16 protein-coding genes are annotated in these 12,642 nt (G+C 35.3%); 6 read left to right on the top strand and 10 right to left on the bottom strand.

Annotated features, from left to right (window positions below; genetic code table 11):
• Window positions 1-52: 52 nt before the first annotated feature.
• Both ACMAYS_RS02290 and ACMAYS_RS02285 read left to right on the top strand, forming a co-directional pair.
• A complete protein-coding gene (locus tag ACMAYS_RS02290; RefSeq protein WP_392991783.1) occupies window positions 53-460 on the top strand; it encodes a YeeE/YedE family protein in 408 nt (135 codons plus the stop codon).
• The gene (locus ACMAYS_RS02285) at window positions 460-876 is read left to right on the top strand and encodes a DUF6691 family protein (protein ID WP_392991785.1); all 417 of its coding nucleotides are present in this window, start codon (window positions 460-462) and stop codon (window positions 874-876) included. The genes ACMAYS_RS02290 and ACMAYS_RS02285 overlap by 1 nt, the downstream gene beginning before the upstream one ends.
• On the opposite strand, the gene ACMAYS_RS02280 is transcribed toward ACMAYS_RS02285, so the two are convergent.
• Together ACMAYS_RS02280 and ACMAYS_RS02275 are read right to left on the bottom strand one after the other, a co-directional pair.
• On the bottom strand, window positions 869-1,675 hold the full coding sequence (locus ACMAYS_RS02280) for a sterol desaturase family protein (RefSeq protein ID WP_392991787.1): 807 nt from the start codon (window positions 1,673-1,675) through the stop codon (window positions 869-871). The genes ACMAYS_RS02285 and ACMAYS_RS02280 overlap by 8 nt on opposite strands.
• Window positions 1,676-1,687: 12 nt before the next feature.
• The gene (locus ACMAYS_RS02275) at window positions 1,688-2,503 is read right to left on the bottom strand and encodes an alpha/beta fold hydrolase (protein WP_392991789.1); all 816 of its coding nucleotides are present in this window, start codon (window positions 2,501-2,503) and stop codon (window positions 1,688-1,690) included.
• A gap of 171 nt (window positions 2,504-2,674) precedes the next feature.
• Between ACMAYS_RS02275 and ACMAYS_RS02270 the strand changes: the two genes are divergently transcribed.
• Complete coding sequence (locus ACMAYS_RS02270; RefSeq protein WP_392991790.1) at window positions 2,675-3,394, top strand: hypothetical protein; 720 nt, start codon at window positions 2,675-2,677, stop codon at window positions 3,392-3,394.
• Here the strand turns inward: ACMAYS_RS02270 and ACMAYS_RS02265 are convergent.
• From ACMAYS_RS02265 to bfr, 3 genes are all read right to left on the bottom strand, one after another.
• On the bottom strand, window positions 3,391-3,831 hold the full coding sequence (locus ACMAYS_RS02265) for a hypothetical protein (protein ID WP_412462657.1): 441 nt from the start codon (window positions 3,829-3,831) through the stop codon (window positions 3,391-3,393). The two genes, ACMAYS_RS02270 and ACMAYS_RS02265, sit on opposite strands and share 4 nt — an antisense overlap.
• Window positions 3,831-5,522 carry a FecR domain-containing protein gene (locus ACMAYS_RS02260; RefSeq protein WP_412462656.1) on the bottom strand — a complete coding sequence of 564 codons (1,692 nt, stop codon included), beginning with the start codon at window positions 5,520-5,522 and terminating at the stop codon, window positions 3,831-3,833. Before ACMAYS_RS02260 ends, ACMAYS_RS02265 begins: the two co-directional genes overlap by 1 nt.
• Before the next feature lie 79 nt (window positions 5,523-5,601).
• Window positions 5,602-6,078: a bacterioferritin gene (gene bfr, locus ACMAYS_RS02255; RefSeq protein ID WP_103217361.1), complete on the bottom strand. Its 477-nt coding sequence runs from the start codon at window positions 6,076-6,078 to the stop codon at window positions 5,602-5,604.
• Window positions 6,079-6,208: 130 nt separating this feature from the next.
• On the opposite strand from bfr, the gene ACMAYS_RS02250 reads away from it, so the two are divergent.
• A complete protein-coding gene (locus ACMAYS_RS02250) occupies window positions 6,209-6,442 on the top strand; it encodes a hypothetical protein (protein WP_392991795.1) in 234 nt (77 codons plus the stop codon).
• 80 nt (window positions 6,443-6,522) lie between these two features.
• Here the strand turns inward: ACMAYS_RS02250 and phnE are convergent, their stop codons facing one another.
• The 3 genes from phnE to ACMAYS_RS02235 are packed head-to-tail and all read right to left on the bottom strand — an operon-like array spanning window position 6,523 to window position 9,357.
• Entirely contained in the window at window positions 6,523-7,617 is a 1,095-nt protein-coding gene (gene phnE, locus ACMAYS_RS02245; protein ID WP_103217359.1) for a phosphonate ABC transporter, permease protein PhnE, read from the bottom strand.
• Window positions 7,618-7,641: 24 nt separating this feature from the next.
• The gene (gene phnC, locus ACMAYS_RS02240) at window positions 7,642-8,403 is read right to left on the bottom strand and encodes a phosphonate ABC transporter ATP-binding protein (RefSeq protein WP_103217358.1); all 762 of its coding nucleotides are present in this window, start codon (window positions 8,401-8,403) and stop codon (window positions 7,642-7,644) included.
• Window positions 8,404-8,439: 36 nt separating this feature from the next.
• Window positions 8,440-9,357, bottom strand: coding sequence for a phosphate/phosphite/phosphonate ABC transporter substrate-binding protein (locus tag ACMAYS_RS02235; RefSeq protein ID WP_392991797.1), 918 nt, complete (start codon window positions 9,355-9,357; stop codon window positions 8,440-8,442).
• A 219-nt stretch (window positions 9,358-9,576) separates the two neighbouring features.
• Between ACMAYS_RS02235 and ACMAYS_RS02230 the strand changes: the two genes are divergently transcribed.
• Window positions 9,577-9,837, top strand: coding sequence for a hypothetical protein (locus ACMAYS_RS02230; protein WP_103217356.1), 261 nt, complete (start codon window positions 9,577-9,579; stop codon window positions 9,835-9,837).
• A gap of 15 nt (window positions 9,838-9,852) precedes the next feature.
• On the opposite strand, the gene ACMAYS_RS02225 is transcribed toward ACMAYS_RS02230, so the two are convergent.
• A complete protein-coding gene (locus ACMAYS_RS02225) occupies window positions 9,853-11,301 on the bottom strand; it encodes a hypothetical protein (RefSeq protein ID WP_412462655.1) in 1,449 nt (482 codons plus the stop codon).
• On the opposite strand from ACMAYS_RS02225, the gene ACMAYS_RS02220 reads away from it, so the two are divergent.
• Entirely contained in the window at window positions 11,300-11,545 is a 246-nt protein-coding gene (locus ACMAYS_RS02220; RefSeq protein ID WP_103217354.1) for a hypothetical protein, read from the top strand. The genes ACMAYS_RS02225 and ACMAYS_RS02220 overlap by 2 nt on opposite strands.
• Here ACMAYS_RS02220 and ACMAYS_RS02215 read toward each other — a convergent pair.
• Entirely contained in the window at window positions 11,508-12,560 is a 1,053-nt protein-coding gene (locus ACMAYS_RS02215) for a phosphatase domain-containing protein (protein ID WP_412462654.1), read from the bottom strand. The genes ACMAYS_RS02220 and ACMAYS_RS02215 overlap by 38 nt on opposite strands.
• Window positions 12,561-12,642 lie beyond the last annotated feature (82 nt).

Here is a 12,642-nt window from a genome sequence, read left to right as displayed (position 1 = left end):
AGACTCTTAAGAAGTAATACAAAGTAACGATATTTAACAAAAAGGTGAGTATATGACTAACTTTACATGGCCGCTTGTGGGCGGAATTTTAATTGGAGTAGCTGCAGCATTTTTGCTCTATTTTAATGGGCGAGTTGCGGGTATTTCTGGAATATTTTTTAACTTCCATAAGAAGAATGATGGCGGGTTTTGGAGAGTTTTCTTCGTCCTCGGTCTGTTGGCAGGTGGACTGATCGTTAAGTTTGTTAATCCTGATTTCTTCTCTTACGCACTAGAGCTCTCATATCCTAAGGCAATTATCGCAGGATTATTTGTTGGAGCAGGAACACAACTTGGTTCTGGTTGTACAAGTGGTCACGGTGTGTGTGGATTATCACGTTTTTCTAAGCGCTCATTTGTTGCAACTTTAACTTTTATGGCCGTTGCAATAGCAGTTGTTTCTTTAGTGGGGTTACTATAATGAAAAAATTTACAAGTTTACTAGCTGGAATCATATTTGGAATTGGGCTTACTGTATCTGGTATGGTGAATCCGAAGAAAGTTATTGGCTTCCTTGATATCTTCTCTTTACAGGGAGGATGGGATGCTTCTCTTGCATTTGTAATGGGTGGAGCTGTTGTTATCGGTGTAATTGCAACCAAGCTAATTACAAAGCGTGGTGCACCAATCTGTGACACTCAATTTCATCTTCCGACAAATAAGATTGTTGATAAAAAGCTTGTTACAGGTGCCGCTTTATTTGGTATCGGTTGGGGGATTGCCGGGATTTGTCCTGGGCCAGCAATCGTAAACCTTATTAACTTATCAGCACCAATTATTGTCTTTGTTCTATCAATGGTGGCCGGTTCAATTCTTATACGTAAAGTAGTTAATTAGAAATTCTTTTTACTTTGCGAGTAAGGTAGTTTGTTGTGTCCTTATAAATACTAATCCATTCGTGAAATGCGACGAAAAAAGGATTATAGCTTTTTATAGGGACAGACCTGCCATATTTAATTTTTATCGATTCTTCCTCTTTTTGAAAACTTCCAAATAGACGATCAAAAATAATCAATATTCCACCAAAGTTTTTATTCTTATAGATATCGTTTCTACCATGATGAACTCTGTGGTGACTTGGTGTATTGAAAAGATACTCGATAAAGTTAGGAAGTTTTCGTATGACTTCTGTGTGTAGCCAATATTGATAGAATAGATTTAACGATAGAATTCCGAAAATTTCATCTGCTCTTATTCCAATCAATAATAAAGGAGATAGGAATATTATTTGCCCTGGAATAACTGCGCCCCAGCCTAGTCTTAAAGCTGCTGTTACTTGCATTACATTAGGAGTGTGATGTACAGAATGGCTTGCCCATAGAAGCCTTACTTGATGTGCTGTACGATGAAAAACATAATATGCGAAATCGACCAAGATAAAAACTAAGATTAGCCTTACTAAAGCAGGCATTTGAAAATCAAAGAATTTATACTTTTCTATATGTGATGCAATTAAAAATAGAAGAGGACTACCGATGAATTTTGTTAATAGTGAACCCGACATAACAATGAGAGAACATTTGGCCTCTTTCTTATATTCATCATTGTAGTCAATTATCTTTCTTCTTTCGATCACATATAATGTTGATAGGTATATCGTTAAAATGATTATTTGGTTTGCACTGATATTATTCATTTAATAATGTCCTCATTTTTCATCAAAGAAATCACTTGTGAGGTTGGCCACATACTTTCTATCTTGAATATGACAGAAGTGATCCGTATTTTTTATTTTATGAATTGAAAGGTTGTCATTAATTGATATTAGGTCTTGTATATTTGAGTAAGGTGTAAAGATATCATATTCACCCGTAAAACAGAGGGTCTTGCAGGTTGGTACTTTGAGCTCTTTCGTTTTATTTTTTAGAGTGTAACAACTAAGTAATTGTCTTTTAAAATCATCTTCGTTTAACTTGCTAAGTGTATAGCTAAGTAACTTTCTAACGAAAAAAAAGTTTTTTATATTACTCTTCTCTCCATGGTTTAATAAGGTTTCCAGAGTTTGATTCTTTAAAACTTCTTTATCATTAATAAATGAACTATTAATGATATTATCGATATATTCGTGACCTCGTTGGCTTATTGGCCCAAATGCTGCTAGAACACATTTTTTGATATTCAATTTCGATTGAGTAATGGAGTTTGCGTAAATCCCACCAAAGCTCGAACAGATTAGGTTAATATTCTTATAACCAAGATCGGAAAGGATATCTGATATTCTCTTGGTAACTTCATCTATATCGATTTGTTTATTAGTAAAATACTTATCTGGTATTTTCGAAAATTCAAATATGATTGTATTTTGCTTCTTTGTGAATTCTTTTAAAGCTGATTCAATATTTTTGATATTTTGGAGAGCTCCTCCTATATACAAAACAGGAGTCGAGTTATCAGCTTGTGTTTTCTCAATAAATGCAAATTTGTATTCACTACCATCATTAAAATTGAAGGTTTCAATATTCATGGCCCATCCGTAAAAAGTAAATTTTTATCAATATTTATTATTAACTATTGTCTAATGTCAAGTATTTATATTTAATTTGGGACTGTGTAAAGGGGAGGTCGTTGAATAAAATATATTGTTTTAATATAGTAAAATTAGCTTGCTTGAATTATGATGATCTTAAGAAAATTTATGGAATATTCACTCTCTGATCTAAATGTAATTATATATGTAGCTTTTACTCTTTTAGCTGCTCTGTACTATCTTGCATTAAGCTTTCATGCTTTACGAGTTAAGCTAATTTTTAAATCGACTTTGCCAATTGAAAGAATGCCTTTTTATCAAGGGATGATTTGTTTTCTTATTACTTCTTTGGTTTTTGTTCCCATGTATTCTGATTATAAGATTGGAGTTACTCTTCTTATTTTCTTCTTCATTTTTCTTGCTCGTCTAGATTTGTGGAGTATCTTAAGCAATATTCTAAAAGAACATAGTCTACTTATAACGATGTATAAGATAGTGGTTTACTTGGCCCTTTTTATTTTTGGGATTCATTTCTTTCTGTATTTAATTGAGGGCAGTGGTGCATGTTGTATAAGTGATGATGTACTTTCAAAGACAACTAATGAGCTCACAAAATTAATCATGCCATTTAATATGAGTAAACTCTTAACAGCATCTTATCGTGTCGTCGCTTTTTTGAGTTTATTAGTCTATATTCGCTTTGCTTATCTTGCATACAAAAAAGCCGACAAATTCTTACTTGTCGGCCTTTGTGTCAATATCATTTATTATTCGTATTTCTTTTTAAACTTTATTGTTTTTCACAAGTACTGGATTCCAATTTTTTATCTCGCTGATCTTATAATTTACCTCGCACTCATAAAATTCAGCAGAAAGAAATTGAGCTAGTTACACTTTCCAAGTTCAAAGTTAATTGTTCCGTATCCGTTTATGCAAGCCGAGCAGGTCATATATGCCTTAACCTGATCACCGGGAGCTATCGAAATATTTACATTTCCACCAGGGAAACCAATTCCTGCACCCGTTGGAGTGTTATTTAAGACAACATCAAAGTTAGCACTTGAGACATCCCCAGAATTCAATTGAATATAAACATTCTCAATACACCAGTACTGTGAGGAATTAAAGCCTTCCACATCTGTTGCACTTGTCCCAACTTGATTTTGAATTCCAAAATACCAAGTTAAGGTTGTGTCAGCATTGAAGAATTCAAAAGAGAGTACGGCCCTATTATCATTTTCAAAAAGGTAGGCATTACCATCAGCATCTGTTTTAAAACATGATGATAAACTAAAAAGTAGTGTAATTAATAATAGCGCTCTCATTAAAACTCCATTTCATATAAGACGCTAAAGTCTTTATTTTTAACGATAATATCTTGTGCAATAAATTCGCGGTGTAAGAAATTAAATAAGAGGGCAGTTGACTTCGAAAGATGTCTTCTCGCTCCTAGTTCAAAACCTTTTCCAGAGTAGATGGCAATATTTGGATGATGAGTATCAACAATATATGAGCGGTAATTTGTTAGGAATGTCCAATTATCACTGTAGTCATATTCAGCACCAAATTTAAGGTAAGGTGCAAATTGTGTTCTTTGATCCATTACTGGAGTTAGGCTCGTTTCAAATCGTGCAACTAGAAACATTTCGTCATTCATAAAATAACCTGCTGTAAGTCTGAAGCGATTATTTAATCGGTAATAAGCTTGAATTCCTAGCTCAAATGTCAGAATATCATCATCCATTTCTTCTGGTTCTAGTTTATCTCGATCCATGAAATAGGCATGAATTCCAAAGATGTAATCAAGGTATAGTTGTTGATTTAAAACATGACGGTAATGTCCAATAATATCAGCACCAAGTCCGATATAATTGTCATCATCACTTCCATTCATATTTCCCATCGTCGCATAATTCATTTGCTTGGCACTAATTCCTGTTTTAAGTCCCCAAGAATTTTGCATACCTGCTAATTTGGCAGCACCTGTATAAGGGCGGTGGTCTACAACTTCATGACCTTGAACTTCTTTGTATTCAATTTTGTCATTAAGTTTTTTGACAACTTCTTTTGTCTCATCATCTTGCTTAGTTGCAACAAAGCCTTTCTTTTTGTCTAGCTCGATTCCATTGGCAGCAACAAATTGCCCTGTGTTCTTATCAACACTCCCAACATCAAGTGACTCGTCTTGGATCGCTGGAATAAAAATCGCAGAATCAAGATCGACGATAGCACCATTTTTTGGAACTTCGTCTTCTTCAACATCCTTGCCATAAAGATCTGTGATCTGTTTCTTACTAAGATCCTCTGTCGTTGCTTTTTGGATATCGCTTCTTTTCACACTTTCTAAATTCTCATTCTTTTCAAGTGCTATAAGCTGGCTTGGGTTAACTTTTTGTGGTGGAGTTTCGTCATATAGGTGTGCATATGTTGTTGATGCAGTCCCTTTTTTAACAATCGTAACATCATCGCGGTCAAGATTGTCTCTAACGGTTTTTTCAGGATCAATACTCTCACTATTAATTTTCTTAACAGCTACTTCTCCCTCAAGAGTGACAACAGAAGTTGCTTGGTTTTCTTGGCTGACGACTGTAACAAACTCAGTTCCTCGAACACCTAAGGCCATTGTTTTTGTTTTGATATAGACTTTATTAAATGCACTATGGCCCTTAGACTTTTTGGCCGGAACAATCTTAGATCGCATCTTTCCGTTTAGAACCTGAATAATACTTCCTGATTTCTTTTCCACTTTTGTGAGTTCGATTTTAGAATTTGGCCCAACAACAATATAACTTCCGTCATCTAGGATCTCAATTTTCACAAATGAGCGAAGTCTGGTTACAATAGAAGTATTTTCTTTTAGTAATTGTCCTTTCTTGATCCAAGTTGCTTGCATGGCACCAGGTGGAAGTTGTGAAACTTCTCCTCGTATATTTACAACTTTTGCAAAGGCGGCAATTGCATTGGATTGAATAAAACTCAAAGAAATTAAGAGAAATGATATTTTAATTAGATTCATAAAAGTAAACATCCGTGTTTAATTAATTTATCTAATTATAAATAAAAAACAGATGAATGTTTACTTTTTTTTACTTTCTTTAAACAGATTCAGATGCAGTCTGTAGATAATTTTGTAAACCAATTTTATCAATTAGTGAAAGTTGAGTTTCTAGCCAATCGATATGATCATTTTCAGTATCTGAAAGTAGTCCCAATAGTAGGTCTCTTGAAACATAGTCATTAACAGACTCACAGAGGGCGATTGCCTTTCTAAGTAATTTACTATTTTCAACTTCATACTGAAGCTCATCAGATAATAATTGCTTCACATCACGACTTGGCTTGTATGGAAGACGCGTTCCTAACTCAGGTAGGCCCTCTAAGAAGATAATTCTTTCAATTAGCTTGGTTGCGTGAATTGTTTCATCATCTTTTTCATGATCAATGCGCTCATATAATTTAGTCAGTCCCATGTCTTGAAAAAGGCGTGAATGAAGGAAATAGAGATCAATGGCCGATAGCTCTTGTGTTAGTAACTCATTAAAAATAGTGATAACTTCTTGATTTCCTTTCATTTTTTCTCCTTTTATAAAGCATACATGAAAGCGGTTCTTTTTTAAATACAATAATAGTTGAGTAATACGCTAAAGTTATTCTTAAGATTATCCGATAATTTTACTACGTGATTAGGACGTAGGAGGAATTATGAAAAAGTTAATGGCCATGGCCGTATTAGGGCTTACGCTCGCTTCTTGTGGGACATCCCCCCAGCGAGACATTGCATCGGTAGAGGGTGCTTGCTCACTACAAAAGCATCCAGCTAAGAATCATTATCGTATCTTGATAAACGATAAACCTCATAGCCAGTTTTGGTATACAAAAGGTGATGCGCTTAAGATTCAAGACTCATTTTCTAAAAAAGGAATGTGTGAAAACTAAGATTTAATTATTTAGGGAGAGAAATAAAAAGGCCCGCGGATGCGGGCCTTCTTTTGTATTGAAATATTGAATTATCAGTTCTACTTGATTGCTTCACGAATCTTAGAAGATAGCCAGTCCATGATCCAAACAATCGCTGCAATAACGATTACTAGAAGACCAACTTCATTCCATTTCGCTAGACCTTGGTACTGCATTAGCATTGTACCAATACCACCACCACCAACTAGACCAATTACTGTGGCCATACGTACGTTGATGTCCCAACGGTAGATTGAGAAAGATAGGTATGGAAGAACGATTTGTGGAACAACACCAAACCAGATTACTTGAACTGGGTGTGCACCTGTTGCCATCATTGCTTCAATCGGTCCATTAGAAACGTTTTCAATTTGCTCAGAGTATAGCTTCGAAAGTGAAGATACAGAGTGAAGACAAAGTGCCATCATACCAGCGAAAGGTCCAATACCAACCCATACAGAGAAGATAATCGCCCATACTAGTGGCTCAATTGAGCGTGAAACGTTTAGAAAGAATCTAACAACAGAGTAAATTGTCATTGTTAGACGAGATCCATTCATTAGGTTTCTAGCTGCAAAGAACGCTAGAACAAATGCAATTGGAAGTGCTACGGCCGTTGCAATGAAGGCCATGTAGATCGTTTCAATTGCTGCAAAAAGAGCTTCTTCAAAAATTGCAAAGTTAGGTGTTAAAAGAGCTGTAAAGATTCTCTTAGCACCAGTCATTCCTGATTCAGAAAGGAATTCATAAATTGAAATTTGTGAAACATAAATACTAGCAATAAATGTTAGTGCTACTGTTGCAATAAGTACGAATGAGAATGGCTCTTTCATAAATAGAGTATTCTCATCTCTTTTCATAATACCAGTTAATCCGCGTCCAAGAGACATTTTAGTTGTGTAAAGAGCTGCTGCTACTACAAAACCTGCTCCAAGAGCGATTAGTGGTTGGTTCCAAGAAAAGTCTGGGTAACGTAGACCAAGAATTAGTCTCTCCCATACGATCTTCCATGAAACAAGAATCATGTATGACCAAAGAAGAAAATCGATTAAGAAAGAAAAGAAATTCATCTTAACTTTGTATGATGTGTACTCTTCTCTTGGTTTTGGTAAGTTATTAACTTGCGTATCTGCCGTTTGAGTCGTCGTTGTCATTATTTAATCCTATATCCAAAAAACTTAGTTAATTGTTACTTCTACAGCGTCTTCGCCATAAATTGTCTGGAACCATTCTTCGTTAATATCAAGTGGTTGACCTTCATAGATCAGCTTTCCACCTTTTAGAGCTACTACGCGTGATGCGTATTCTCTAACAAGTGATAAGAAGTGAAGGTTACAGATAACTGTAACACCAAGTTCTTCGTTAACTTTTTTAAGGTATTGCATAACAGAGTGAGAAGTTGCAGGGTCAAGAGACGCAACTGGCTCATCAGCAAGAAGAACCTTAGGGTTTTGCATAAGAGCGCGAGCAATAGCTACACGTTGTTGCTGACCACCTGAAAGATTGTCTGCACGTACGTTTTCTTTACCTTCAAGACCAACAATCTTGATGTATTCCATTGCTTTTTTCTTATCTTCTTCAGAGTAGATACCAAGTACCGACTTGATAACTCCTGTTCTTGCAAGTGTTCCAGAAAGAACGTTAGTCATAACAGTTCTTCTTGGGATTAAGTTAAAGTGTTGGAAGATCATCCCGATGTGTGAGCGTGCAGTTCTCATTGCACTACCCTTAAGTTTAGTGATGTCTTGTCCTTCGAAGATGATCTCTCCACTAGTAACGTCGTGAAGACGATTCATACATCTTAGCATTGTCGATTTCCCAGAACCTGATAGACCGATAATTACTAGGAACTCGCCTTTGTTAACGTTGAAGCTAACGTTGTTTAGGGCGTGGCATCCGTTCGGATAAACTTTGTTAACATTTTTAACTTCTAGAATCATTTTTATTCTCTCTTTATTTAATAAAGTAAAAAACTACTATTTCTTGTTAAGTTGTTCTTCAAGATTGATATTTAGTGTTTTAATTACGTTTCTTAGTCCATCGTAATCTGCATCAGTTGTATCAACTAGGCCACCTACACTGTAAATATTTTCGAATACATCTTTTCCATCTGGAGTAGCGATGTATTTCTTAACTGCAGCAATAAAGCTTGCTGTTACGTCAGCTGGTAGATCTTTTCTAAATACGAATGGATCGTTAGGAATTTTTTCAGTGATTTGAACGATTTTTACTTTATCTTCAACATCTGGGAATTGAGTTTTTACGCGTGAACGAGCGTCACGGATTGTTCCATCTTCTGAAGGAGCAGAGTAGTAAGTTGCACCAGCATCTACTTGTCTTTGGTATACCATTGTTACAACGTTGTCGTGCTTAATAGCAAAAGTTGTGTTTCCTGGTTTTACATTGTTTTCCATCATAATTTTTAGTGGGAACATGTATCCTGAAGTTGATGAAGGGTCAGTGTATGCAAATTTCTTACCTTCAAGATCTTTAATTGAGTTAATTCCACTGTCTACGTGAGCAATGATTTGCCCTTGGTAGTAGTCGTGTCCATAACGAAGAACTTTTAGCTTTGCACTTGCACCATATTTTTCATTTGCCATTAGGTAACCGAAAGAGTTCATAACAGCAATATCAGCTCTTTTTGAACCAAAAGATTCAACAACTGAGATATAGTTTGTTGGAATACCTGTCTTGAAGTAAAGACCAGTTTCTTTCTCTAAGAATTTGATAAAGTGAACTGAATTCGACGCAATAGTGTCTGCATCAACTGATGGTGTAAAGTAAAGTTTAACAGGATTATCTTTACTTCCTAGTTTCATATCTCTCTTACAAGAGATCCCTGTCGTTATTGCTAGTACAATGCTCATTACCGCAACAATTGTGTGTTTCATTTGTTGTTCTCCTCGTATATTGAATCCTAATATATAGAAATCTAAAAAAATCTAACATTTTGAAATTACGCTCTTTTAGCATGAATAAGACAGTTTTTTAATGTCAACCTAATCACAATTATAATTATCTTTAAAAACTGAATAATTTCAGTAATTTATCTTAGGTAGTTTTTATAATATTTAGTCTTTGTCTAATTTAAACAAGGTTATAATAAGAACATGGCGTTAAATATCAAAAAACTCGAAAATCCTGTGCGTCCAACTGATCAAATAAGCTCAGATCAGACACGTGTGAAGCGGCTTCATAAAGGTTGTGATGGATCAAAAAATTTTGATGAGAGCAATAATGATAGTAAGCGTATGTCATTGATAAAAAGCTTTGTAGAGGAGCTCTACGAACGCAAACGCTCTGTGAAAAAGAAGCTAAAAGACAAAAAAGAGAAGATGAATGAGGCCATCAGAAGGCTAAATATTCTCTAATTTCTTTGTGCGCCACTACAGTCCTGATGTCGGGCAGAAATCAAGGTGGTTTGGCCTTAGTAAAGTTGTTTTCTTTAGGGCCTGGTGTGGGAATTTTCCAAGTTTTGATTCCGTAAAAATCACTCTTTTAAGCTCTTTTGGGCCATCGATTAAATGAATTTTTTCGTCCATAAGGATCTGCAGCCTTTGCATTAGTATAAGTGCTAAATCTCTATGGTAGTCATCTAAGGATGGATATAATTTTATCAAATTTTGTAGAATGTATTGTTGTGTTTCTTTATGCGACTCAAAAATATACTGGCAGGCCATAAAAGTAAGTTCAAGCTTTGAGATAAGCTTCTTTTGATTTCCATTCCCTGACATCTTTTTGGCAAAAACAATGGCCAGTTGCAATTGATGATAACACTCTTCCGAAAGATTATTGTTAAAAGCTACTTGCGCGTTGTTGAGGTAGTTTTTTATCGTAAATATTTCTTTAAAAAATTTCGTCACTTTTTGTTTCTTTGAGACAACTGAGAAAGTCGATTTAAAGAGATCACAGTAGTGAATTTGCTTTATTTCAAATTTCTTTGAATCAAAAATTGAAAGATAAATATCACCTGAATTAATCGTTAAGGCCGAGATTGTCGTCGGCCAATGTTTCTTCTTATATGTATCAAGATGGTATTTAAAATAATCTTTTTCAGTCCTTTCTTTGCCGTCATAAACATGAACTTCTTGGCCATCAATAGCAACAACTCGGTAATTACCACCAGCATCCTTTATATGGAACTCCCAGTGGAAAACAAGCTCTTGTTCTTTTAAGAATTTTACGGCCTCATTAATATCGTTGAAACCTAATAAAACAACTAGGGCCAAGTAGCTTGCGCTCATTCCCTTATAGTTGATCTTTAATGCATCTCTTTGCACTAGTTGGACACTTAATCCCGCTTCATTAACACCACCATATGTTGCAAAAGGCGACATTAGGTTTTGAATAACGATGGCCTCAAGGTTTTGTCCGGACTTGAAATGAACAAATCTAATTTTGTCATTGAAAGTCTCTTGGATTGGAGTATTGATTAACTCAATTGGAGAGTTCGCTTCTAAGTGATAATCTTTTATCCCTTCAAAGACAGCACTTGGGTTATTTAAGTACTCATGCATAAAGCTTAAATAAAGTGCGTCTTTTGGACTGATACCTAGGCCTTGAGCGTAGCTAGTTATTAGCTTATGATACGACTTTCTATAGTATTCATCCGAATGGTCTTTTAAAAAAGTACTTTGGTGGGCAAATACCTGACTAAAGAGTTTATGAATTGCGCCTTTTAAAATATTTGGCCCAAAATATGAGCTTTCTCTCAAATTACTCCAGGCAAGTTTTACATCTTCCTTATCGAGGGCGGCCAATTGGTAAATTGATTCCTCTAAATTGTCGAAGAGTTCTATGTATAGTGGAGAATTTTCTTTAAATGGAGCGCTCATGTCTAATATTTTAAGTTCACTTGTTAATCCTAGCAATCAAACTTTTATTGCCGTATGCGTTGCCTTGTCTGGTCTTAGAGTGGCCATTGAGTTAACTAGATTCTCACCGGCCAACTGGCCTATTTCAAAACAATTTTCTAAAAACTTTGGTGAAGATTTCACTCAAAGGTTTCATAAAGTAGGTCTATATATTTGTATTGGACAAATTATTCTGTGGGCCCCTGAGCTTCTATTTGCTTCTTAGTCTCACTTTCATTTGCTAGAAGATTTCCATCATATAACTCAATCTTTCCATGGTAAGAGTTGAACGGAGCGCGAATATTTAGCTGCGATTCATTGCCTTTTTTTCTAATGTAAATCTTCACTTCTTTATCAAGCCCATGGTGTTTTACATTATCCTTGATTTGAAAAATCTTATTTAAGAAAAGTCCGTTTTGACGTGCTGTAACTTTAAAGTCTTCCACTCTTTTTAGCTCATTCCAAAGCTGTCTCGGCTCAACTCGGCCGGATAACAGCTCAGAGAATGTTAGATAAATTAATGGGTCTGACTCAAAATTATCTCCCATTAAAACAACAGAAGATGGAATATCTGTCATGTTAACGATATCGAGTAAGTGGCCTAGCTTATAAATTCCTTGAGTCTTGATATCTTTTGGAGTTAGATCATTTTCTAATATAGAAAGAATGCGGCGATAATCTTTTAGAAAGATACCGGCCGTGAAAATTTCATTAGCGTATAGCCAGTCACGAATTGCATCTTCATAAAAGTGTGGAGATGCTGAAAGAATAAATGGGTGATATCCCATTTCAATATATGACTTAAGAAGTTTCACTGAATTATCTAATGTTGGATAATTCTTTAAAGGACTTGTTAATGAGTCATAGATTTCACTTGGCTTCGAGTATTTTGTTTCAACAAGCGTCTTATCAAAGTCACAGATAATAATTTTTCGATTATCTGTAATCTTTAATGGGATGAAGGTCCCAAGATGTAACTCAAGCCCTGGGTATTTAGAAATTTCGTAGGCTTCAATCTTTGCCAAGCAATCCTTGCAATCTCTAGGAAGAGGTATCTTGGCAAGCAGGCCTCCATATGAATCTGTTTCTAAGTTCTTTGTGAAGAGTTCTTTGTTATTTTGATCTAAGGCCACAACCTTAATTTCGAACTCATATGCCCTAAGTAATTTATAAGCTTGAATAGGAAAACGCGCTTCAAATTTTTCAAAGTCCTTATTCTTCGAATACAAATTTTCACTCATTGTGAAGTCTGCCTTGAGATTAAGGTAGTTATTCGTCTGAATAGCTAAAAAATTTACGGCCTTGGCCCTTTTCAACTGATAA

Source organism: Halobacteriovorax sp. RT-2-6, assembly GCF_047085025.1.
In the GTDB taxonomy this organism is placed as follows: domain Bacteria; phylum Bdellovibrionota; class Bacteriovoracia; order Bacteriovoracales; family Bacteriovoracaceae; genus Halobacteriovorax_A.
Note: the sequence above shows the minus strand (reverse complement) of the source record. Positions and strands in the feature narration are given on the sequence as shown.

Coding starts and splice junctions, on each gene's coding strand:
- ACMAYS_RS02290 (WP_392991783.1), top strand. CDS start 53: ATGACTAACTTTACATGGCCGCTTGTGGGCGGAATTTTAATTGGAGTA.
- ACMAYS_RS02285 (WP_392991785.1), top strand. CDS start 460: ATGAAAAAATTTACAAGTTTACTAGCTGGAATCATATTTGGAATTGGG.
- ACMAYS_RS02280 (WP_392991787.1), bottom strand. CDS start 1,675: ATGAATAATATCAGTGCAAACCAAATAATCATTTTAACGATATACCTA.
- ACMAYS_RS02275 (WP_392991789.1), bottom strand. CDS start 2,503: ATGAATATTGAAACCTTCAATTTTAATGATGGTAGTGAATACAAATTT.
- ACMAYS_RS02270 (WP_392991790.1), top strand. CDS start 2,675: ATGGAATATTCACTCTCTGATCTAAATGTAATTATATATGTAGCTTTT.
- ACMAYS_RS02265 (WP_412462657.1), bottom strand. CDS start 3,831: ATGAGAGCGCTATTATTAATTACACTACTTTTTAGTTTATCATCATGT.
- ACMAYS_RS02260 (WP_412462656.1), bottom strand. CDS start 5,522: ATGAATCTAATTAAAATATCATTTCTCTTAATTTCTTTGAGTTTTATT.
- bfr (WP_103217361.1), bottom strand. CDS start 6,078: ATGAAAGGAAATCAAGAAGTTATCACTATTTTTAATGAGTTACTAACA.
- ACMAYS_RS02250 (WP_392991795.1), top strand. CDS start 6,209: ATGAAAAAGTTAATGGCCATGGCCGTATTAGGGCTTACGCTCGCTTCT.
- phnE (WP_103217359.1), bottom strand. CDS start 7,617: ATGACAACGACGACTCAAACGGCAGATACGCAAGTTAATAACTTACCA.
- phnC (WP_103217358.1), bottom strand. CDS start 8,403: ATGATTCTAGAAGTTAAAAATGTTAACAAAGTTTATCCGAACGGATGC.
- ACMAYS_RS02235 (WP_392991797.1), bottom strand. CDS start 9,357: ATGAAACACACAATTGTTGCGGTAATGAGCATTGTACTAGCAATAACG.
- ACMAYS_RS02230 (WP_103217356.1), top strand. CDS start 9,577: ATGGCGTTAAATATCAAAAAACTCGAAAATCCTGTGCGTCCAACTGAT.
- ACMAYS_RS02220 (WP_103217354.1), top strand. CDS start 11,300: ATGTCTAATATTTTAAGTTCACTTGTTAATCCTAGCAATCAAACTTTT.
- ACMAYS_RS02225 (WP_412462655.1), bottom strand. CDS start 11,301: ATGAGCGCTCCATTTAAAGAAAATTCTCCACTATACATAGAACTCTTC.
- ACMAYS_RS02215 (WP_412462654.1), bottom strand. CDS start 12,560: ATGAGTGAAAATTTGTATTCGAAGAATAAGGACTTTGAAAAATTTGAA.